Consider the following 21,465-nt stretch of genomic DNA (forward strand, 5'->3'; position numbering starts at 1 on the left):
AGATTGTACTGTATCAGGTGGAATGATAATGTTATAGATCCTTCTTGCAATGCCTTCTGTATCGGCCATGGCAATCCTTTAATAAAGTAAGATAGCTAGAAATGAGAGCATGTAAATAACAAAAATTGATGGTGGAATAGTTGACCTGAGTAACAGTTTCTCAAATAACATTAAGGATATCGATATGGATTATTAATTAGAGGTATTTATTCTTGAAATAAATATTCTGGTGGTGATATAAAAAATCACATGAAAATTCGTCACCAATAAAGGCGCCCGCAGACGCCTCAATTACAATCACACACTCACCCCTCCAACGCTTTCCCCGCAATCACCCCGATAAACTCCAGCACCTGTTTTTGCTTACGCACGGAGAGCTTTTCCACGGCGCGCAGGGATTTCATTAGTTCTGACTCTTCGGCTTCGGCGGCGCGGGCGGTTAATACGATGCAGCCTTGCATTACCCGCACATCAACGTCGGTGCCGGTGTCGAATCCGGCGGCTTTCAGCCACTGGCCCTTCATCAAGATGGACGGAAACTGGACGTACTTCACTGGCAGACGGCTGTAATCAGGATAACGGCTCGCATAACCTACCTTCAGGCGACGGTTATCTGCGGTGTGGACTTCTGGATCAAATGAAACTGCAATACAATGCGTATCAGTCATGATGGCTATTCTCGTGAAATAGTTACTGTGATCAGCGATGCGGAGGTGTTGGCGCACCTTCGCATCGCGCTAGTAAAACCCCTGTGAATTACGCCAGTATCCTGGGGGAAGTCCAGATGTAAATAAGATGAAATAAGCGCGAATAGAACGCTTTCGGAATAAATAGAAAACCCACTCATCACAATAGATTCGGTATTATTCACCGTATAAATTCATTCTCATTCAATCCACCAAATACCTACCATTTCCAGAAAACAACGCCCCTCTGTATCAGGCCAAAAATGAGATCTCACTCACTGAAGCAAATAGCAAACTCTGAAACAACACCGTTTTGTACACTTTACTTTACACTTTTGGTGATGTGAATCACAAATATAACCCCGTGAAGTGATCCGACTCTCACAAAATGGGGTGTACTCATTCACCAATACATTATGCGCACAGCCTGGAAAGTTAAGTTTTCAGTATTTCCCCCTCAGTGGGCGCACTACCGCGAATGGCAAATCAATACGCAAAAAAAAACTTGTTGAATATGAACGGGTAAAAAAACGACGTGTGATTTACATCACTCACATTTACAGCTTTTTAAATTATTGCCAGTGATTAATGTTGACCGGACTATTTCCATAATCAATTAAATCTTGCATAGTGCCTCCACATTATTTCTCCCCCTGGCCCAGGAGGCGAATAGTTATATTTCATCATACTTTATTGATGAACCCGATATGCTTTACGTCACATTAATACGTACATGACCACTGTTACTGGAGAAACAAAATGAATTATCCGGCAGAACCCTTCCGTATTAAAAGCGTTGAAACTGTATCTATGATCCCGCGTGATGAACGCCTGATAAAAATGCAAGAAGCGGGTTACAATACTTTCCTGTTAAATTCGAAAGATATCTATATTGATCTGCTGACAGACAGCGGCACCAACGCCATGAGCGACAAGCAGTGGGCCGGAATGATGATGGGTGATGAAGCGTACGCGGGCAGCGAAAACTTCTATCATCTGGAAAGAACCGTGCAGGAACTGTTTGGCTTTAAACATATTGTTCCGACTCACCAGGGGCGCGGCGCAGAAAACCTGTTATCTCAGCTGGCAATTAAACCCGGGCAATATGTTGCCGGGAATATGTATTTCACCACCACCCGTTATCACCAGGAAAAGAATGGTGCAGTGTTTGTCGATATCGTTCGTGACGAAGCACACGACGCCGGTCTGAATATTGCGTTTAAAGGTGATATTGATCTTAAAAAATTACAAAAGCTGATTGATGAAAAAGGCGCAGAAAATATTGCCTATATCTGCCTGGCTGTGACGGTTAACCTCGCGGGCGGCCAGCCGGTCTCGATGGCGAACATGCGTGCGGTGCGTGAACTGACACAAGCGCACGGCATTAAAGTGTTCTACGACGCCACCCGCTGCGTTGAAAACGCCTACTTTATCAAAGAGCAAGAGCAGGGCTTTGAGAACAAGAGCATCGCCGAGATCGTGCATGAGATGTTCAGCTATGCCGACGGTTGTACCATGAGCGGTAAAAAAGACTGTCTGGTGAATATCGGCGGCTTCCTGTGCATGAATGATGACGAAATGTTCTCTGCCGCCAAAGAGTTAGTCGTGGTGTACGAAGGCATGCCATCCTACGGCGGCCTGGCCGGACGCGACATGGAAGCGATGGCGATTGGCCTGCGCGAAGCCATGCAGTATGAGTACATTGAGCACCGCGTGAAGCAGGTTCGCTACCTGGGCGACAAGCTGAAGGCCGCTGGTGTACCGATTGTTGAACCGGTAGGTGGTCACGCGGTATTCCTCGATGCGCGTCGCTTCTGCGAGCATCTGACGCAGGACGAGTTCCCGGCGCAAAGCCTGGCGGCGAGCATTTATGTGGAAACTGGCGTGCGCAGTATGGAACGCGGAATAATCTCTGCAGGCCGTAATAACGTGACCGGTGAACACCACCGACCGAAACTGGAAACCGTGCGTCTGACTATTCCACGCCGCGTTTATACCTACGCGCATATGGATGTCGTGGCTGACGGCATTATTAAACTTTACCAGCACAAAGAAGATATTCGCGGGCTGAAGTTTATTTACGAGCCGAAGCAGTTGCGTTTCTTTACTGCGCGCTTTGATTATATCTAAATAATCATTATGGCCCCATCTCAGGATGGGGCTTTTTTGTATTCCTTTTCTATGAACAGGAAGCCTTTGCGGTGCCCGTTACCGTGGCATAACTAAAAAAAGTAAACCCTGACTCCGACATTTTTATTATCCGCATGATGTACAAATGACAGCTGTAATTATAACGAATAGTCTACAGGAACATTTATCATGGATATTAATGCCATTGAGCGACAGAGTAGTACCCCCGGACTGATTAGCGGAACCATGTTGGTTATCGCAACCGTAGTGGGTGGCGGGATGTTTTCCCTGCCGATTGCGATGGCCGGCGTATGGTTTCCCGGTGCCTCTGTTATTCTTCTGTTTATCGCCATCATGATGTTATTAACCGGTCTGATGCTGGTTGAAGTCAATCTGCATTATGGCGCCGGTGCCAGTTTTAATACCTTTACTCAGGATTTATTAGGCCGAAAGTGGAATATCGTGGTCGGTATCGCTTTCGGCTTTGTGCTGTATATTCTGACCTATGCCTATATCTCCGGTTCGTCGGCGGTGATGGCGCAAACCGTGTTCAAATACAGCGGCGTGCGCTTTCCGGCGAATATTTCGGTGGTGATCGTCAGTATGTTAGTAGGGGCGATTGCCTGGTACAGCTCCCTGCTGGTTGGACGCATCACTACCGTGCTGATTATCGGTAAGTTTGTGGCGTTCTTTGCCACGTTCTCCGGGCTGATTGGCCATATCGAAGTGGCAAAACTTATCGACAGCGTGGCGGTGGCGTTGCCCAATTCGCAGTATTTGCCCTATATCCTGATGACGCTGCCGTTCTGCATCATCTCGTTTGGTTTTCACGGTAACGTACCGAGCCTGGTCAAGCTGTATGGCACGAGCGGGATCTCGAATATTACGCGTTCGATTATCATCGGCACGCTGTTTGCCCTGCTGTTATATATTTTCTGGCTGGGTGTGACGATGGGTAATATCAGCCGTGCCTCATTCCCGCCGATTATTGCCAAAGGCGGCAATATCGACGTGTTTGTCGAGGCTATCAGCGGGCTGTTCACCAGCCGTTATATGGATCTGATCCTGACCTTCTTCGGCAACTTCGCGGTAGCCAGCTCACTGCTGGCGGCAACGCTTGGTCTGTTCGATTATATCGCCGACCTGTTCCACTTCCCGGATGACGGTATGGGCCGTCTGAAAACCGCGCTGGTGACCTATTTCCCACCTGCTGCAGTGTGCTTCTTCTTCCCGAACGGTTTTGTGCATGCGATTGGCTATGCCGGTCTGGCCTTTACCATCTGGAGCGTGATCCTGCCGCCGTTCCTGGTGAAAGCCGCGCGAAAACGTTTTCCGACTGCCAGCTATACCGCGCCGTGTAATAACACCGTGCTCAATCTGGTAATAATCTGCGGGGCGATTGTCTATCTGACGGTTGTTCTGGATGTATTTGGTCTGCTGCCAACGTTTCGTTAGTGCGGGGGAATTATGTTTCTGACATTGCTACGATTTCAGCATCCGCTGGTTTATCACTTTGCGTGGCTGCGCTTGCGGGTGGTGGTGTTAAGAACGTGCGGGCTGCGTAAGAAAAAAGCGGGAAATAAGACTCAGGCCTGTCGCTGACAGGCCTGCCTGGCATTACACCCGGAAGTAGCGTGGTGGGATCAACGCGGAAAAGGCGTCGAACTTCTTCACCATCTTTTTCCAGAACAACATAACAACAATCCTCGATTTGAAACATTGGCGCTATTGTAGTCAGCGCCGACAAATCGTAAAGCCAGTGACATCGTTCCGATTCCGGGGCGGTGTAAACCTTTTAGTTCACCATTGCGTCAAATACGATTGCCGCGAATTTGACGGGGTTGACAATGGGTTACGCCATAAACCAGTAATAAAAGAGACCGACTTTCAGGCCGAGGATTACGATGTAGGCACAGCAGTATTTCATGGTGCCAGACATAATCTGGTTGGCCTGGCCGTCCATTTTAGTGGCTGAAACCGCAATGGCGATACTCTGCGGCGAAATCATTTTCCCTCCTGTTGCGCCAGAGGTGTTGGCCGCCGCCAGCCAGTTGGGATCGATATGCAGTTTACTGGCGGCAATGGTTTGCAGTTTGCCGAACAGAATGTTCGAATTGGTATCGCTGCCGGTAACGAACGTACCCAGCGCACCAATCACCGGGGCGAGGAAGACGTACGAGCTGCCGGTCAGATCGACAATCGACTGGGCCAACGTGGAGATAATCCCGCTGAGATCCATCACCGTGGCCAGTGCGACGATCGCCATAATCGCCACAATGGAATTTTTAAGCTGGAAAACGGTTTTGATAAACACTTCCAGCATCCCGCACGCGGACGCCCCCTGAATAAAACCGCCGATAATGGTCGCAAAGATGATCAGCATCCCCGGCGTGGTCACCCATTCAACCTTGAGCGCCAGCGTTTTGCCGTCAGCAAGCGTGAAATGCAGCACCGAGGCCAGTTGTGAGGCTGCGCCTTTTATCGTCGGGAATAGCGGCGAACACAACAGGATAAAGACAAATATGAACAGATAGATAGAACCCACGCGGAACAACACTTTTGCCGAACGCGGCGTGGTTTCGCGGTTATGGCTGACTTCAATTCGCCACTCGGGAGCGGTTTTCCCTTTGCGCAGACGGCTAACCATCGCCACGGCAAACAGGCTGACCAGACTACCGGCAAAGGCGGGTAATTCAGCACCGAGATGAATAGCGACAAAATACTGCGGAACCAGCGTGGTAATACCGCAAATCAGCGTAATTAAAAATACGCCGCGAATGGCTCTCAGGCCGCCGCCAATAATGCAGATAATCACAAATGGCAGCAGGATATTAAACAGCGCAAGCTGCAGAATAATGGTTCCGCCCAGGGTATAAACCGGCAGGTTAACCTGTTCCGCCAGAATAGAAACTGGGATCCCGACTGCGCCGAATGCGGTGGGAACGGTATTTGCCACCAGAGAGGCTATTGCCGCCTTCAGTGGGTTGAAACCCAGTGCGATAAGTATACCGATCGGAATGGCGACCGCTGTACCATAACCCGCCGCGGCTTCAAGAAATCCACCAAAGCACCATGAAATCAGCAGCACTTGAATACGCTTATCTTCACTAATGCTGGCGAGGATATCGCGCAGAATATCCAGCGCTTTGGTTGCCTGCATGACGTTATAACTGAAGATAGCGCCGAGGATCACAATCACAATCGGCCATAATCCCTTCAGCGCACCATAGCCTATCGCGGCTTTGAGATTCTGTACGGGCATCTCCCAGAACAGAGCCGATAGCGCAGCAGTGAATACTAAAGAGATCAGTACGGAATAATGGATAGGTATTTTCAATTTTAATATTAAAAATACCATCAGTAGTAAAGGAGAAAGTGCCAGGGCAAACATAGAATATTCGTTCATTGCTATTCCTGATTGGTTTATTAAACCTGATTTATATTTATGTCGGGAAGGCTATATTGCTGTATAAATAAAAGATGCAAACTGAATCGCTTCAGTGAATAAAGTAATTATGATTAATGGTTTTGTAACTATTGTAATCTTTTAATTAAAATTCAATGCCAGGTAAATATACTAAAGAGCAAGTTGAATACCTATAAATAGTTATTTGATAACTCTTTTAATAATGGTAGTGACAGGAATAATTATCACCTGAAACTATTTTTAACCGACTCATAACACGGTGATTTTCAATATAAAAATGTGAGCGAGGCCGAAAGAAATAAACCAGGGTATTGCATGTACGAGTTGATTGGAGGATTATTTGGTTTTGTCATACAAATGAAAATACAGGTATTTAAGATGATCCTGATATAAGAAGCGGAGAGCGGCCATCTCAGGAGCATGATCCGACAAACACCATGAACCCAGACATCGACAAAACCAGCAAACAGAAGACTGGGCGTGATATAGCGATATCAAGCGCAATAAACAGAAATGAAGCAATGGAGTAGTTATTGTGAATGTAAATTTCTTTGTTACCTGTATTGGTGACGCCCTGAAATCACGGATGGCACGAGACTCCGTATTGCTACTGGAAAAACTGGGCTGTCACGTTAATTTCCCTGAGAAGCAAGGGTGTTGTGGTCAGCCAGCCATCAACAGCGGTTACATCAAAGAGGCGATCCCCGGAATGAAAAACCTGATCGCCGCCCTGGAAGACAACGACGATCCGATTATCTCTCCGGCAGGCTCCTGCACCTACGCGGTAAAAAGCTACCCGACGTATCTGGCGGATGAACCTGAATGGGCGCTGCGCGCCGAGAAGGTTGCCGGACGTATGCAGGATCTCACTTCTTTTATCGTCAACAAACTGGGCGTGGTGGATGTCGGTGCCAGCCTGCAGGGCCGTGCGGTATATCATCCTTCCTGTAGCCTGACCCGCAAGCTGGGGGTGAAGGAAGAGCCGCTGACGCTGCTGAAAAACGTGCGCGGGCTGGAGCTGATGACATTTGCCGATCAGGACACCTGCTGCGGCTTTGGCGGGACGTTCTCGGTTAAGATGGCCGAGATATCCGGTGAGATGGTGAAAGAGAAAGTCTTACATCTGATGGATGCGAAGCCGGAATATTTGATTGGCGCGGACGTCAGCTGCTTGCTGAATATTGGCGGTCGGCTGCAACGTGAGGGCCAGCCGGTCAAAGTGATGCATATTGCTGAAGTGCTGATGAGCCGCTGAGGGGAAAGAGATGTCGATAAAAACCAGCGATGTAGAGTTTAAACTGCGCATTCGTCAGCAGATCGAAGATCCAATCATGCGCAAAGCCGTGGCCAACGCGCAGGAGCGTATTGGTGCGAATCGGCAGAGAATGGTTGATGAGCTAGGCCACTGGGAAGACTGGCGCGATCGTGCCAGCCAGATCCGCGATCACGTTCTGAGTAACCTCGACGCTTACCTATATCAACTCTCCGAGAAAGTGACGCAAAACGGCGGCCACGTCTATTTCGCAAAGACCAAAGAAGACGCTACCCGCTACATTTTGCAGGTTGCGCAGCGTAAAAACGCGAAGAAAGTGGTGAAGTCCAAGTCGATGGTGACCGAAGAGATCGGCGTCAACCATGTGCTGCAGGATGCCGGAATTCAGGTGATCGAAACCGATCTCGGCGAATATATCCTGCAGTTGGATCAGGATCCGCCTTCGCACGTTGTGGTCCCGGCTATTCATAAAGATCGTTATCAGATCCGCCGCGTGCTGCACGAGCGTCTGGGTTACGACGGCCCGGAAACCCCGGAAGCCATGACCTTATTTATCCGTCAGAAGATCCGCGAGGATTTTCTCAGTGCTGAAATCGGTATTACCGGCTGTAACTTTGCTGTGGCGGAAACCGGCTCTGTTTGCCTGGTGACCAACGAAGGCAACGCACGGATGTGCACCACGCTGCCAAAAACACACATTGCGGTGATGGGCATGGAACGTATCGCGCCGACCTTTGCCGATGTGGATGTATTGATCACCATGCTGGCGCGTAGCGCCGTGGGCGCGCGTCTGACGGGCTACAACACCTGGCTGACCGGCCCGCGTGAGGCGGATAATGTCGACGGTCCGGAAGAGTTTCACCTGGTGATTGTCGATAATGGCCGCTCGCAGGTGCTGGGTTCGGCGTTTCGCGATGTGCTGCGCTGCATCCGCTGCGGGGCCTGTATGAACACCTGCCCGGCGTACCGTCACATTGGCGGACACGGCTATGGTTCTATCTATCCCGGCCCTATCGGCGCGGTGATCTCTCCGCTGCTCGGCGGCTATAAAGATTTTAAAGATCTGCCTTACGCCTGTTCATTATGCACGGCCTGCGACAGCGTTTGTCCGGTAAAGATTCCGCTGTCAAAACTGATCCTGCGGCATCGTCGGGTGATGGCCGAGGAGGGCATCACCCCGAAAGCCGAGCGTCGGGCGATAAAAATGTTCGCGTATGCCAATAGCCATCCGGGGCTGTGGAAAGTCGGGATGATGGCGGGCGCACATGCGGCGAGCTGGTTTATCAATGGTGGCAAAACTCCGCTTAAGGTTGGCGCGATTGGTGACTGGATGGAGGCGCGCGATCTTCCTGATGCCGACGGTGAGAGCTTCCGCAGCTGGTTTAAGAAACATCAGGCGCAGGAGAAAAAGAATGGATAACCGTACCGCGTTTTTAAACACTATCGCCCAGGCGCTGGGCCGCCCTCTACGTTTTGAGCCGCAAGCGGATGCCGCGCCGGTGAACAACTATGCCAACGAGCGCCTGACCGAGCTGAGCCCGCAACAGCGTTGCGATGCGTTTACCCAGTTTGCCAGCGAGGTGATGCTGGCCCGCTGCGAACTGACCCGCGAGGAACAGGCCGCAGAAGCCGCGCGACGCCTGTGCGAAGAGTTGGGTCAGCCGGTGGTTATCAGCGGCGACAGTCGACTGGTGGAACTGGGCATCACGGAACGTCTGCAGCAGGAATGCAACGCCGTGGTCTGGGACCCGGCGCGAGGCAGCGAAAATATTGCCGAGGCTGAGCAGGCGAAAGTGGGGGTGGTGTATGCCGAGTATGGCCTGACCGAGTCCGGCGGCGTGGTGCTGTTTTCCGCGCCGGAGCGCGGACGTTCAATTAGCCTGCTGCCGGAGTCCTCGATTTTCGTGCTGCGCAAAAGCACTATCCTGCCGCGCGTTGCCCAGCTGGCAGAGAAACTGCATCAGAAGGCGCAGGCCGGTGAGCGTATGCCATCGTGCATTAACATTATCAGTGGACCCAGTTCGACGGCAGATATTGAGCTTATCAAGGTGGTTGGGGTGCATGGCCCGGTGAAGGCGGTATATCTGATTATTGAGGATTGTTGAGGCAGGATTCAGAACCGCTCTGGCGTGAAGAGCCAGAGCGGTATCGACGTATGCAATCAAGCTGATGATCAATACGATAATCAGGCCAATAACGGAGTTCACCGGCTCCAGTAACGCCGGGTCGACGCCAACCAGTTGACCGGTTGCCAGACGAATAAGCACGGTTATCAACCACGCCATGATGTACGGAGAGATATTGCCGTACGACATCAGCATGCCGATGGTATCGCCAATGCCGGTATCAATAATGGTCTGCTTCAGTACGCCGCCTGTGCCGATGATCAGGAGCACCATGGCGATGCTTTTCACTGCGTTTTCAAAGGCATTCATCACCCACTGCATGTCGTGACCACGCGCGGTACCAGAATAGACACGCCGAAGGAGGGCAGATTGTTCTGGTCAACCAGTACGTCGGCTTTCATGAACGACGGCGTTGGGCGATCGAGGTTGCCGAGGAACTTTGGCAGGATAAGCCCGGCGCAGCTCACGCTCGGAATCATCACCAGAATGCCATAGATGTAGGCCATGCCCATGTCCGCGCCGTAGGCGTTAACCAGCGCAACCGGCCCCGGCTGTGGCGGGAACAACGAGTGAGTGGTGGCGGCGGTAACGGCGGGGATCGCCAGCTTGGTTGAACTATTATGATTTTTTGGTTGAGATGCTACATATATTGGTTAACCATTGATGCAATGAATGTCATATTGCGTTACATGTTTACAGTCTTACCGAACTGAATGGCCTTAATTAGGCGATCTAATCGGCATAAACCGTGATTTGGTTAACCAATTTATCGCTTCAGGTTGACATGTCATACCAAAAGGGGGAATTTATATGCCATATCGTCGAGTCCATAACGTAAACGAGGAATAAAACATGGAACAGACATGGCGCTGGTATGGTCCTAACGATCCGGTCACCTTAGCGGATGTTCGTCAGGCGGGTGCCACAGGCGTTGTCACCGCTTTGCACCATATCCCTAACGGGGAGGTGTGGACGGTTGATGAAATCCTGAAGCGCAAAACTATTGTTGAGCAGGCGGGCCTGGTCTGGTCGGTCGTCGAAAGCGTGCCGATCCACGAAGACATTAAAACCCGTTCCGGCAACTATCTGCAGTGGATCACCAACTACCAGCAAAGCCTGCGTAACCTGGCCCAGTGCGGCATTCGTACCGTGTGCTACAACTTCATGCCTGTTCTCGACTGGACCCGTACCGACCTGGAATACGTCCTGCCAGACGGCTCCAAAGCGCTGCGTTTTGACCAGATTGAATTTGCCGCCTTTGAGTTGCATATCCTCCAGCGTCCGGGCGCGGAAGCAGACTACACCGCCGAAGAGATTGCTCAGGCAAATGAACGCTTCGCCACCATGAGCGATGAAGACAAAGCGCGTCTGACCCGCAACATCATTGCCGGTCTGCCGGGGGCAGAAGAGGGCTACACGCTCGACCAGTTCCGCCAGCATCTTGCGCGCTATAAAGATATCGATAAAGCCGCGCTACGTGAGAATTTCGCCGTCTTCCTGAAGGCGATTATTCCGGTGGCGGAAGAAGCTGGCGTACGCATGGCAGTTCACCCGGACGATCCGCCGCGCCCGATCCTCGGCCTGCCGCGCATTGTTTCCACGGTGGAAGACATGCAGTGGATGGTCGATACGGTTAACAGCATGGCGAATGGTTTCACTATGTGCACCGGTTCCTACGGCGTTCGGGCGGATAACGATCTGGTCGACATGATCAAACAGTTTGGCCCACGCATTTACTTCACCCATCTGCGTTCCACGCTGCGTGAAGATAATCCGAAAACCTTTCATGAGGCGGCGCATCTTAATGGCGACGTCGACATGTACGAAGTGGTGAAAGCGATCGTTGAAGAAGAGCAACGCCGTAAAGCGGAAGGGAAGGAAGATTTGATCCCGATGCGTCCGGACCATGGCCACCAGATGCTGGACGATCTGAAAAAGAAAACCAACCCAGGCTACTCCGCGATTGGTCGCCTGAAAGGGCTGGCGGAAGTGCGCGGCGTTGAGATGGCTATCCAGCGCGCTTTCTTCAGCCGCTAAAGCGAGTTGCCGGCCACCTGTCTGGCCGGCTTTTTCTTTTCTCATCCGTTGGTCTTTCAACGGGTTCTGGAGTTCACAATGACAACGACAATTGCCAATAGCGACCTGCCGGTTGCGCGCCCTGCATGGGACAACTCGCGCCTGCAATCCCGCATTGTTCACCTGGGATGCGGCGCTTTTCACCGCGCGCATCAGGCGCTGTACACCCATCATTTGCTGGAAACCACCGACAGCGACTGGGGGATCTGTGAAGTTAACCTGATGCCGGGTAACGACTGCGTACTGATTGAAAATCTGCGCAAGCAGCAACTGCTGTATACCGTGGCGGAAAAAGGCGCGGACAACACCGTGCTGAAAGTGATCGGATCAATGAAAGAAGCGCTGCATCCGGACCTTGACGGCTGTGACGGTATTTTACAGGCTATGGCGCGCCCGCAGACGGCAATTGTTTCGCTGACGGTCACCGAAAAAGGCTACTGCACCGATGCGGCCAGCGGTCAGTTAGATCTCAATAACCCGCTGATTAAACACGATCTGGCGAATCCTACCGCGCCGAAATCGGCGATTGGTTACATCGTACAAGCGCTGTACCTGCGTCGTGAGCAGGGGCTGGCTGCCTTCACCGTGATGTCCTGCGATAACGTGCGTGAAAATGGGCATGTGGCGAAAGTCGCGGTGCTGGGGCTGGCGCAGGCGCGCGACCCGCAGCTGGCGCAGTGGATTGAAGCTAATGCCACTTTCCCGTGCACCATGGTCGACCGCATTGTTCCGGCAGCGACGCCGGAAACGTTACAGGAGATTGCCGACCAGTTGGGCGTTTACGATCCGTGTGCTATCGCCTGCGAGCCGTTCCGTCAGTGGGTAATTGAAGACAATTTTGTCAACGGTCGTCCTGACTGGGACAAGGTTGGCGCACAGTTCGTGGCCGACGTGGTGCCGTTTGAAATGATGAAACTGCGCATGCTCAACGGCAGCCACTCTTTCCTCGCGTATCTGGGCTATCTCGGCGGCTATGAAACTATCGCCGATACCATGACGAATCCGGCGTACCGCAAAGCGGCGTTTGCGCTGATGATGCAGGAGCAGGCGCCGACGCTCTCGATGCCGGAAGGCACCGATCTCAACGCTTACGCGACCCTGCTGATCGAGCGTTTTAGCAACCCGTCTCTGCGCCACCGTACCTGGCAAATTGCGATGGACGGTAGCCAGAAACTGCCGCAGCGCCTGCTTGATCCGGTGCGTCTGCACTTGCAAAACGCCAGCGGCTGGCGTCACCTGGCGCTGGGCGTGGCGGGCTGGATGCGCTACACCCACGGTGTGGATGAGCAAGGGCAGGCCATTGATGTTGTCGACCCAATGCTGGCTGAATTCCAGCGCATTAACCGACAGTACCAGGGGGCCGAACGCGTGACGGCGCTGCTGGGGCTGTCTGGCATTTTTGGTCATGACCTGGCGGAAAACGCCGACTTTGTGGAGACCATTATTGCGGTGTATCAACAGTTATGTGAACACGGCGCACGTGAGTGCGTTGCGGCATTAAGCGCTGACGCATAAGCTCCGAACTATGACGGGTCAATCAAAATATTGGTTTGGTTGACCCATTTTCTGTTTTTGGCTTCCCGCAAATGCTATAGTTCGGTACTTATTCACCGTATCTGATTACACGCATCTGACGGACATAACACGATGAAATCGAACACTTCTCAGCAAAGACCCTACCAGGAAGTGGGTGCCATGATCCGCGATCTGATTGTTCAGACGCCGTACCAGCCCGGTGAACGCTTACCACCAGAGCGTGAAATTGCCGAGATGCTCAATGTCACTCGCACGGTGGTTCGCGAAGCGTTAATCATGCTGGAAATTAAAGGCCTGGTGGACGTGCGGCGCGGGGCCGGGATCTACGTGCTCGATAATGCGGATGCGCAGACCATCGACAGTACGGATGCAAATCATTGCAATGATGCGGGGCCGTTTGAGCTGCTGCAGGCGCGGCAGCTGCTGGAAAGCAATATCGCTGAATTTGCCGCGCTGCAGGCTACCCGCGAAGATATCGTCAAAATGCGCCAGGCGTTGCAGCTCGAAGAGCGGGAGCTGGCGTCCAGCGAGCCAAACGGTTCTGAAAGCGGCGACATGCAGTTCCATCTCGCCATCGCCGAAGCCACGCATAACAGCATGCTGGTGGAGCTGTTTCGCCAGTCATGGCAGTGGCGTGAGAACAACCCGATGTGGATCCAGCTCCATAGCCACCTCGACGACACTCATTACCGCAAAGAATGGATGGGCGACCATAAACAGATCCTTGCGGCATTAATCAAAAAAGATGCTCGCGCGGCCAAGCTTGCCATGTGGCAGCATCTGGAAAATGTCAAACAGCGCCTGCTGGAGTTTTCAAATGTAGATGACATTGATTTTGATGGTTATCTGTTTGATTCCTGGCCGCTGGATAAAGTTAATGCCTGATTTTCCTTCCTCTCATAAGCGGGCTATTGCGGCCCGCACCGCACTTTTACGTATCCTTATTCATTGTCCTACCAGGCCGATATTCACGTTTTGAATGACACGTAAAAAATTGTTTCCATCGCCTCAAATGATCATTTTTCCGCCGTCTTTTTGCGGTGAAAATTGATTTATATCAATTAAAAACAACTTATTTTCGCGTGCAAAAAAATGCGTTATTTACCTTATTTTTACCTTTCCGTGCTTATTTTTAGACAAAACGGATCTGGGTAAAGTGAGAATCAACGCGATCCCTGCAGTTATCAGGATAAGGCATATCGGCATAACTACGCATAAAAACAAGCGTTTCGCGTAAATGTATACATTAATGAGGGTGTGTAACTTATTGGCCATTATGATGTTTTGAGTTGTGGTATGTCTAACGTAAATTTCTCATGTTTTTTTAATCAAATGAATAAAATCGAATAAGCGTAAAGTTAACATTACATATTGTTCCATAAACATGTCATCTTTCACTTGAAACATTGTTCCATTTTTCTGCTTTTTATTAACAGTTTCATTACTATTATGACTGTATTTTGCCGTTGACATGTTTTTACACTAACTGCATATTTCATAACCATAAGCGTGTCATTACGTTCAGGAGTTGAAAATGCCATCTCGAGACTATCCCGATATTCGAAAACCCAGAGGGACCCGATCAAAAGATATGGTTCTTTTAAGTGCCCGTGTCGATACCTCTTTATGGGAATATGTGCGAACGCTGGCATTTGAAACACGAAAAAGCAAACAAGATATTATTGCTGAAGCATTAATGTTACATCGCTCTGTTAATAAGAGTGAAAGTTTAGAGTAATGACTTTCTGTCCGGGTTTTGTTTAAAACCCAAGAATGAAATATGTCTTGCTACTTCACTTTGAAAGTCAGTTTGATGGCGTAAATCGGGAAGATATTTATAGCCATTTTTGATCAAGAGTGTTTAATCTGACAAAGTTATTAGCTTACGGGATACTTTTTAAACCGTGACAGGTATTTACCTGGATATATTGTTGCTGCTTAAGATTATATTCTTTTAGCGGTGATGAATCGCTGTTTGTATAATTGTGCGGCGCTAATTAACGCGGCGAAAAGCAGCGCTGCCGCACCACACAGTGTGGCGTTGATGATGGCAACTGCGCCGCTTCCCAGCAGGCTGGTTAATAGCGGTCCGAGAATTTGTCCAATGCCGTATGTCAGGGTGACCAGACCCAGCAGATTAATATTGCGCGGCACGCTAAGTTGACGGGCGAGCGGCATCACCAGCGACGTGGTGCCCATAAACGTTGCACCAAAACCGACGCTGCTTATCACCAGCAGCGGCAAGGAATCGCTGGCGAGCGTCATGACCACGCAGGCGCTTTGTATCAGCAAATTCGCCGTCAGGCATTGCAATACTCCCCAGCGTCGGGCGGCCCACAGCCAGGCGAAACACCCCGGAATAATCGATATGCCAACCAGCGACCAGAGATGAGTCGTCAGCAGAGGCGAACCGGCGCTTTTCGCCATCAGTGGCAGGTAGGTGGCGACAATGATGTAACCAAATCCGGCCAGCCCGTACAGCAGCGCCAGCAGCCACCAGGACATCGGCTGATGCTCTGTTTTTACCGGGGGCGCGGCGGGGAGCGTATGGTCGCGAGAGGGCAGAAGCATAACCAGTAGCACAAAGAACAGAGCCGAGGCTGCCGCTGCCCCTAACCACAACGTGTGTGATGACAGCGCAAAGTGCAGACCACTGATGACATATTCATTACCCATCAAAATGCCAGCGCCAACGCCGGAGAACAACGCGGCGATCACGAAGGGATGACGGGTATGATGCAGAACGATCATCGAGCCAAAGATCATCATACCGGCACTGGCGACGCCCGCCAGAAAGCGGATCAGCATGACCAGCACAGGCTGTGTAAAGCTGGCCATCGCCAGAATCAGTCCGGCGGTGGCGAGTGCAGAAATTAACAGCATCGGGCGTAAGCGTGAGGGAAGGTGGAAGAGCCCGAAGGAGAAGAGCAGGCTTCCCGCCAGATATCCGGCGTAGTTGGCGCTGGCAATCCACGAGAGCTGGTCAAACGTAAATTGACCTTCCGACAGCAGTACCGGCAGCATTGGGGTATACAGAAAGCGCCCAATCCCCATGCCCAGCGTTAAGACCAGCATGCCAAAGAGTGCGACGCGGATGGCATGGCGATTTGAATCTGGACTTCCCTGAGACATACGCACCTTGATTTCACACAGTGAGTCGGGTGATTGTTATATTACATGTGTAAATGATAATGAAAAGTAAAAAATAAACGACGCAAAAACCTTTCTCCTTAAAAATTCGCCAGCGTCAGCAGGGACGGAATTTGTGACAACAGATATAACACCAGCCCAATAGAACCGCCGACCAGCGTGCCGTTAACGCGGATAAACTGCAAATCTTTGCCGATGTTTAACTCAATTTGCTGTGACATATCGCGTGCATCCCAACTTTTCACTGTGTCGCTGATATGGCGTGTCAGGAAGGAGGCAAACTCCGGGGCAACTTTATGCGCGGCCTGCTCCAGATGCCCATTGAGTGAGGCACGCAAGGCGCTGTCAGCAACCAGCGTTTCGCCAAACCACTGCCCGGCGCTGGCAATGCGCTGCTTCACGCGGGAATCGTCGGCGTTAATATCTGTTTTCACCCACTGGCGCAGATCTGCCCACAGTTCGCCAAGATAACGGTTGAAGGCTTCGTCTTCCTTCAGATAGCTTTTCATGCTTTCGGCCCGCACTGCCATCTCAGGATCGTTTTTGAGCTTGTCGATGAGCTTAAACGTGGCGCGATCGAACGCGTGGCGGATCTGATGCGCTTGATCGTGGCTGATGTCATCCAACAAGGAGTTAACGGCTTCCGATACCAGCTCGGCGCTGTGTTCGCCCAGCCATTCGGTCGGCAGGATCTTTGCTTTCAGCGGATGCTCGGTCTCTAGCCAGTGCACTATCTGTCGGGCGATAAATGTCCGCGAACTGTCGCGCTGGAGCAGGGCAATAAGCTGGGCAATGAGCGTGTCGAGCAGTACCTGATGGCGATTGTTTTTGGTCATGCTTTCCAGCATCAGAGCACTGGTTCCGGAGAGATCGACCTTATCGATGGCTTTGTGCACCGCCCGCTTGATCAGCCGCTGGATGCGAGCGTCGTCGGTCAGCTCCAGAAAGCCGCTCATGATCTGCAGCAGATGTTGACCAATACGCTGGGCGTTTTCCGGCTGGCTGAACCAGTTGCCGATTAGAAGCGCCGGTTCATGGCGGCGGATCAGAGCTACCAGAGATTGGGTATCGAGGAATTTCTCTTGCACAAACTGCCCGAGATTTTCGCCGATCCGATCCTTATTGCGAGGGATAATCGCCGTATGTTGCGAAATAAACGGGATCGGCACCCGACGAAAAAGCGCCACCACAGCGAACCAGTCCGCCAGCGCGCCTACCATCGCTGCTTCAGCGATCGCCTTGGTCCCGAGAACCCAGAAATTAGGCGGCAGAAACAGCGTGATGACGAAGGTGGCGGCCGCAATCAGCAGCAATGAGAGCGCCAGTCGCTTGGCGCGTTTGAGTTCAGCAATTTTATTCATAGGCTTAAGGATAGAGCCAGACGGGGGGATCGCGCAAAAAATGTGGTGCGTGTCCCATTTTCCGGCGGAGAGACCTTACTTCGGGATCCAGTTGTCCCAGGCGGGTAAGGGGCCGAGTTCTGCCACCAGAAAATCGATAAACGAACGCACTTTCGGGTTGCTGTACTTGCTGGGAAAGTACAGTGCATACAGGGTGTGAGTTTCACAGGTGATGGTGCCGTCGAGCATTAGCGGCGTGATCTCTTCTTTTTGAATATGATCGCCAATCAGATAAGTGGGCAAATACGCCACCCCCTGATCTTCTAACACCGATTTCAACAGCACCAGACTGCTGTTGGCCTGGATCGGCATATGCAGTTTTAACTGATGCAGTCGATCCTGTTCATCTGCCACCTTCAGCACCGGCGTGAGGCCCGGGTAGACCAGGCAATCATGATCTACCAGATCGCTCCGGCGCTGGGGCATGCCTTTTTTGGCAAGGTAGCCGGGTGAGGCACAGTACGCCCAGCGAACAGGTACCAGCTTGCGCATCGCATAGTTTTGCGGCGGTGCGGTGGAAATTCGCAGGGCAATGTCGAAATCCGTTTCGTTCAGGTTCACGAAGTTATCGTTGAGATCGATATACAGATTCACATCCGGGAACTGGGAGCGATATTTATCCACCAGGTTCACCAGTCGGGAATAACCAAACGCAATGGAGCAGGTTATACGTAATTCACCCTGCGGGTTATGGTAATAACCGGAAGTAGTGTTCAGTGTTTCATCGAATTCTTTCAACAGCTTGTTAGCGCGATTAAAGAGATATTGCCCGGCATCGGTCAGGGTAATACTGCGGGTGGTGCGTTTAATTAATGTCGTGCCTAACGTATCTTCCATCGCCGCCAGGCTTTTGCTGACCGCAGACGGCGAGACGTTGAGCTGCGCCGCGGCTTCTGACAATCCTCCGCAGTCGACGATTTTAGTAAAAAATTCAAGATGCTTAAGTGAAATCGGCGTACTCATAATTTCCTTAAATTCACAAGTGATTTGCAAAAACGGTACGAATAGGCCGTTACATTCATCTTTTAAACATGCAACTATTGAATCACAGGAAACAACTTGCTGGCAAAATGAAAAAATAACAACTTAGGTGAGTTACGTCACAAAATAAAAGGAGGCGAAACGGAAACTCATCACATTGTGAATTTAATCTCATTAATTATTATTCTAAAGGTACCGATTATGTGGTCACGACTCGAACCCTACAGATCGTCGATTATTTTATTAGTTGCTTTGGTGATTGGCGGCTTATTAGGCATTTATGCCCCATCGTTTGCAGGTAAACTCCAGCCTATAGGTCAGATATTCCTGAACCTGTTATTTATGATTATTGTGCCGCTGGTGGGGATCAGCGTCATGTCGTCCATCGCCAGTATGACCGACCTGAAAAGGTTAGGGCGCATCATGGCAATAATCTTTATTGTTTCGATCGCGATGGCCTTTATTCCGGCGGCCGGGATCGTCGCGCTGGCGCTATGGTATAACCCGGCGCAGGGCGTCACTATCGATCTCTCGCAGTCGGTGCAGGCGGGCAGTGGCAAGATGGATTTTGTCAGCATGATCACCACCAGCGACTTTATCGGACTGTTTTCTAAGTCCAATATTCTGGCGCTGATCGTAATGGCGATCATCGCCGGAGTGGCGATTGGGCAATCAGATCAGGCCGGTAAACGCATTGCGTCGCTGCTGGAAGATGCTAATACCGTGATCATGAAGATCGTCTCGATCATTATGAAGGTGGCACCGGTTGGTCTGGGCTGTTATTTCGCGGCCACCATGGCCAGTCAGGACTCTGCACTGCTGTTAACCTTTGCCCGTGCTATCGGCCTGTTTATGGTCGCCACGTTGGTCTACTTTGTTTTTGGCTCGATTATCTATTCGTATATTGGCGGCGGTGTTCCTGCAGTCAAAGCCTTCTGGCGAAACGCGATTGAACCCTCCGCGACCGCGCTGGGAACCTGCTCTTCGCTGGGGACGCTCCCGGTGACCCTGCGTGCCGGTAAGGCGATGGGGATTAACCCGGAAATCGTTGATGTTTCCATTCCGCTGCTGGTTAACCTGAACAAAGGCGGCGTGGCGATGATTGCCGCGCTGAAAATTGTCTTTATCTATTCCGTACTGGGCATGGAGTTCACTACCGAAACCTTCTTCCTGACGATGCTGATTGCGGTGCTCTCCGCCATTATCGTCGGCGGCGTGCCGGGCGGGGCGTTCCTTGGTGAAATCTTTATCGTCACCACGCTGGGTCTGCCAATGGAAGCGATCCCGATGCTGGTGGTGCTGGGCACCATTACCGATGCGCCAGCCACGTTGATTAACGTAATCCATGATTTGAATGCGGCGCAGATTGTTGAACGGTTCGCTGGAAAAAAGCAGATCAACACTGAAATAAACTCTACTGCTACGGTGGTATAGGTTTTCACACGGATTAAGAACAGGAGATGTTATGAAAGACGCAATGAAGCTTGAGACGCACCTGGTTGTTGCGGGTCGCGACAAACGTTATACCCAGGGAGCGGTGAATCCGGTGATCCAACGCGCCTCTTCGCTGGTGTTTGATACCGTGAAGGACAAGAAATTTGCCACCGCCAATCGTGCGAACGGCGAACTGTTTTACGGTCGTCGCGGCACATACACGCACTTTGCTTTCCAGAAGGCCATGAGCGAACTGGAAGGCGGCGTTGGTTGCGCGCTTTACCCGTGCGGTGCGGCGGCGGTCACTAATGCGATTCTGGCGTTTGTTCAAAGCGGCGACCATATCCTGATGACCGGCGCGGCCTATGAACCAACCCAAGATTTTTGTAATAAGATCCTGAGTAAATTCAACGTTGAAACCACCTATTACGATCCGCTGATCGGCCCGGGTATTGTCGATCTTCTGCGTCCTGAAACGAAAGTGGTATTCCTGGAATCCCCCAGTTCAATCACCATGGAAGTGCAGGACGTACCGGGAATGGTGAAGGCGATCCGCGCGGTGAACCCGGAGATTGTCATTATGATCGACAATACCTGGGCGGCGGGTGTGCTGTTTAAAGCGTTGGATTATGGCGTGGATATTTCCATTCAGGCGGGAACGAAGTACACCATTGGTCATTCGGACGGCATGTTAGGCACGGCGGTGTCCAACGCCCGTTGCTGGGATCGCCTGCGTGAAAATTCCTATCTGATGGGACAAACGCTGGATGCCGATACGGCCTACAACGGCAGCCGTGGATTGCGCACCCTGGCGGTACGCCTGAAGCAGCATCAGGAAAGCAGCATCCATATTGCCCGCTGGTTGTCGGCCAGACCGGAAGTGGCGCGGGTGAATCATCCGGCCTTACCGGAGTGTCCGGGGCACGAGTATTTTCAGCGTGACTTTACCGGAAGCTCAGGTCTGTTCTCGTTCGTGCTGAAAAAGAGACTTACTGACGAGCAGATGGCGAATTTCCTCGATAACTTCTCGCTGTTCCATATGGCTTATTCGTGGGGCGGGTTTGAGTCGCTCATTCTGGCGAATCAGCCGGAGGAACTGAACTGCATTCGCCCGGCAGGAGAGGTGGATTTCAGCGGCACGCTGGTCAGGGTGCATATCGGCCTTGAGGATATCGACGATCTGATTGCCGATCTCGAAGCGGGATTTGCGCGTATTGCTTAAGGTGATGTGAGTTGTGTCGGATGT

The 21,465-nt window shown here is 51.4% G+C and carries 17 protein-coding genes and 1 pseudogene; 12 read left to right on the forward strand and 6 right to left on the reverse strand.

Annotated elements, in window-relative coordinates:
* Positions 1-305: 305 nt before the first annotated feature.
* Positions 306-668, reverse strand: a complete 363-nt coding sequence (gene symE, locus OGY15_RS20720; RefSeq protein WP_286540906.1) for an endoribonuclease SymE — start codon at positions 666-668, stop codon at positions 306-308.
* A gap of 777 nt (positions 669-1,445) precedes the next feature.
* Between symE and OGY15_RS20725 the strand changes: the two genes are divergently transcribed.
* From OGY15_RS20725 to OGY15_RS20735, 3 genes are all read left to right on the forward strand, one after another.
* Positions 1,446-2,816 (forward strand): tyrosine phenol-lyase, encoded by a 1,371-nt coding sequence (locus OGY15_RS20725; RefSeq protein ID WP_151216629.1) that lies wholly within the window; start codon positions 1,446-1,448, stop codon positions 2,814-2,816.
* Between the two features lie 189 nt (positions 2,817-3,005).
* The gene (locus OGY15_RS20730; RefSeq protein ID WP_286540908.1) at positions 3,006-4,271 is read left to right on the forward strand and encodes an aromatic amino acid transporter; all 1,266 of its coding nucleotides are present in this window, start codon (positions 3,006-3,008) and stop codon (positions 4,269-4,271) included.
* Between the two features lie 12 nt (positions 4,272-4,283).
* Positions 4,284-4,418, forward strand: coding sequence for a hypothetical protein (locus OGY15_RS20735; protein WP_261990750.1), 135 nt, complete (start codon positions 4,284-4,286; stop codon positions 4,416-4,418).
* Between the two features lie 250 nt (positions 4,419-4,668).
* Here OGY15_RS20735 and OGY15_RS20740 read toward each other — a convergent pair whose 3' ends face one another.
* The gene (locus tag OGY15_RS20740) at positions 4,669-6,222 is read right to left on the reverse strand and encodes an L-lactate permease (protein ID WP_286540912.1); all 1,554 of its coding nucleotides are present in this window, start codon (positions 6,220-6,222) and stop codon (positions 4,669-4,671) included.
* 556 nt (positions 6,223-6,778) lie between these two features.
* Here OGY15_RS20740 and OGY15_RS20745 point away from each other — a divergent pair.
* The 3 genes from OGY15_RS20745 to OGY15_RS20755 are packed head-to-tail and all read left to right on the forward strand — an operon-like array spanning position 6,779 to position 9,621.
* Positions 6,779-7,498 (forward strand): (Fe-S)-binding protein, encoded by a 720-nt coding sequence (locus OGY15_RS20745; RefSeq protein ID WP_151216632.1) that lies wholly within the window; start codon positions 6,779-6,781, stop codon positions 7,496-7,498.
* Between the two features lie 10 nt (positions 7,499-7,508).
* Positions 7,509-8,936 (forward strand): LutB/LldF family L-lactate oxidation iron-sulfur protein, encoded by a 1,428-nt coding sequence (locus OGY15_RS20750; RefSeq protein WP_187259159.1) that lies wholly within the window; start codon positions 7,509-7,511, stop codon positions 8,934-8,936.
* Positions 8,929-9,621, forward strand: coding sequence for a LutC/YkgG family protein (locus OGY15_RS20755; protein ID WP_151216633.1), 693 nt, complete (start codon positions 8,929-8,931; stop codon positions 9,619-9,621). The genes OGY15_RS20750 and OGY15_RS20755 overlap by 8 nt, the downstream gene beginning before the upstream one ends.
* 51 nt (positions 9,622-9,672) lie before the next feature.
* On the opposite strand, the pseudogene OGY15_RS20760 reads toward OGY15_RS20755, so the two are convergent.
* Positions 9,673-10,250, reverse strand: a pseudogene (locus OGY15_RS20760) (GntT/GntP/DsdX family permease); the annotation flags it as partial.
* 244 nt (positions 10,251-10,494) lie between these two features.
* On the opposite strand from OGY15_RS20760, the gene uxuA reads away from it, so the two are divergent.
* The 4 genes from uxuA (at position 10,495) to OGY15_RS20780 (ending at position 14,992) form a co-directional block, all read left to right on the forward strand.
* Positions 10,495-11,679 carry a mannonate dehydratase gene (gene uxuA, locus OGY15_RS20765; protein WP_151216634.1) on the forward strand — a complete coding sequence of 395 codons (1,185 nt, stop codon included), beginning with the start codon at positions 10,495-10,497 and terminating at the stop codon, positions 11,677-11,679.
* Between the two features lie 78 nt (positions 11,680-11,757).
* Positions 11,758-13,233: a fructuronate reductase gene (locus tag OGY15_RS20770; protein WP_286540916.1), complete on the forward strand. Its 1,476-nt coding sequence runs from the start codon at positions 11,758-11,760 to the stop codon at positions 13,231-13,233.
* A 132-nt stretch (positions 13,234-13,365) separates the two neighbouring features.
* Complete coding sequence (uxuR, locus tag OGY15_RS20775; RefSeq protein WP_003033268.1) at positions 13,366-14,139, forward strand: Uxu operon transcriptional regulator; 774 nt, start codon at positions 13,366-13,368, stop codon at positions 14,137-14,139.
* Between the two features lie 649 nt (positions 14,140-14,788).
* The gene (locus tag OGY15_RS20780; protein WP_151216636.1) at positions 14,789-14,992 is read left to right on the forward strand and encodes a hypothetical protein; all 204 of its coding nucleotides are present in this window, start codon (positions 14,789-14,791) and stop codon (positions 14,990-14,992) included.
* A 206-nt stretch (positions 14,993-15,198) separates the two neighbouring features.
* Here OGY15_RS20780 and OGY15_RS20785 read toward each other — a convergent pair whose 3' ends face one another.
* The 3 genes from OGY15_RS20785 to OGY15_RS20795 form a co-directional block, all read right to left on the reverse strand.
* On the reverse strand, positions 15,199-16,386 hold the full coding sequence (locus OGY15_RS20785) for an MFS transporter (protein WP_286540919.1): 1,188 nt from the start codon (positions 16,384-16,386) through the stop codon (positions 15,199-15,201).
* Between the two features lie 98 nt (positions 16,387-16,484).
* Entirely contained in the window at positions 16,485-17,765 is a 1,281-nt protein-coding gene (locus tag OGY15_RS20790; RefSeq protein ID WP_151216638.1) for a DUF445 domain-containing protein, read from the reverse strand.
* A 75-nt stretch (positions 17,766-17,840) separates the two neighbouring features.
* On the reverse strand, positions 17,841-18,767 hold the full coding sequence (locus OGY15_RS20795) for a LysR family transcriptional regulator (RefSeq protein WP_187253674.1): 927 nt from the start codon (positions 18,765-18,767) through the stop codon (positions 17,841-17,843).
* A 219-nt stretch (positions 18,768-18,986) separates the two neighbouring features.
* Here OGY15_RS20795 and OGY15_RS20800 point away from each other — a divergent pair, with 219 nt between their 5' ends.
* Entirely contained in the window at positions 18,987-20,219 is a 1,233-nt protein-coding gene (locus OGY15_RS20800) for a dicarboxylate/amino acid:cation symporter (protein WP_151216639.1), read from the forward strand.
* 31 nt (positions 20,220-20,250) lie between these two features.
* A complete protein-coding gene (gene metC, locus OGY15_RS20805) occupies positions 20,251-21,441 on the forward strand; it encodes a cystathionine beta-lyase (protein WP_187253675.1) in 1,191 nt (396 codons plus the stop codon).
* Positions 21,442-21,465: the final 24 nt, after the last annotated feature.

It is taken from the genome of Citrobacter sp. Cu231 (genome assembly GCF_030332265.1).
GTDB lineage: Bacteria > Pseudomonadota > Gammaproteobacteria > Enterobacterales > Enterobacteriaceae > Citrobacter > Citrobacter meridianamericanus.

Coding starts and splice junctions, on each gene's coding strand:
- OGY15_RS20770 (WP_286540916.1), top strand. CDS start 11,758: ATGACAACGACAATTGCCAATAGCGACCTGCCGGTTGCGCGCCCTGCA.
- OGY15_RS20750 (WP_187259159.1), top strand. CDS start 7,509: ATGTCGATAAAAACCAGCGATGTAGAGTTTAAACTGCGCATTCGTCAG.
- OGY15_RS20790 (WP_151216638.1), bottom strand. CDS start 17,765: ATGAATAAAATTGCTGAACTCAAACGCGCCAAGCGACTGGCGCTCTCA.
- OGY15_RS20795 (WP_187253674.1), bottom strand. CDS start 18,767: ATGAGTACGCCGATTTCACTTAAGCATCTTGAATTTTTTACTAAAATC.
- OGY15_RS20735 (WP_261990750.1), top strand. CDS start 4,284: ATGTTTCTGACATTGCTACGATTTCAGCATCCGCTGGTTTATCACTTT.
- uxuA (WP_151216634.1), top strand. CDS start 10,495: ATGGAACAGACATGGCGCTGGTATGGTCCTAACGATCCGGTCACCTTA.
- uxuR (WP_003033268.1), top strand. CDS start 13,366: ATGAAATCGAACACTTCTCAGCAAAGACCCTACCAGGAAGTGGGTGCC.
- metC (WP_187253675.1), top strand. CDS start 20,251: ATGAAAGACGCAATGAAGCTTGAGACGCACCTGGTTGTTGCGGGTCGC.
- OGY15_RS20780 (WP_151216636.1), top strand. CDS start 14,789: ATGCCATCTCGAGACTATCCCGATATTCGAAAACCCAGAGGGACCCGA.
- OGY15_RS20730 (WP_286540908.1), top strand. CDS start 3,006: ATGGATATTAATGCCATTGAGCGACAGAGTAGTACCCCCGGACTGATT.
- OGY15_RS20800 (WP_151216639.1), top strand. CDS start 18,987: ATGTGGTCACGACTCGAACCCTACAGATCGTCGATTATTTTATTAGTT.
- OGY15_RS20785 (WP_286540919.1), bottom strand. CDS start 16,386: ATGTCTCAGGGAAGTCCAGATTCAAATCGCCATGCCATCCGCGTCGCA.
- OGY15_RS20755 (WP_151216633.1), top strand. CDS start 8,929: ATGGATAACCGTACCGCGTTTTTAAACACTATCGCCCAGGCGCTGGGC.
- OGY15_RS20725 (WP_151216629.1), top strand. CDS start 1,446: ATGAATTATCCGGCAGAACCCTTCCGTATTAAAAGCGTTGAAACTGTA.
- OGY15_RS20740 (WP_286540912.1), bottom strand. CDS start 6,222: ATGAACGAATATTCTATGTTTGCCCTGGCACTTTCTCCTTTACTACTG.
- symE (WP_286540906.1), bottom strand. CDS start 668: ATGACTGATACGCATTGTATTGCAGTTTCATTTGATCCAGAAGTCCAC.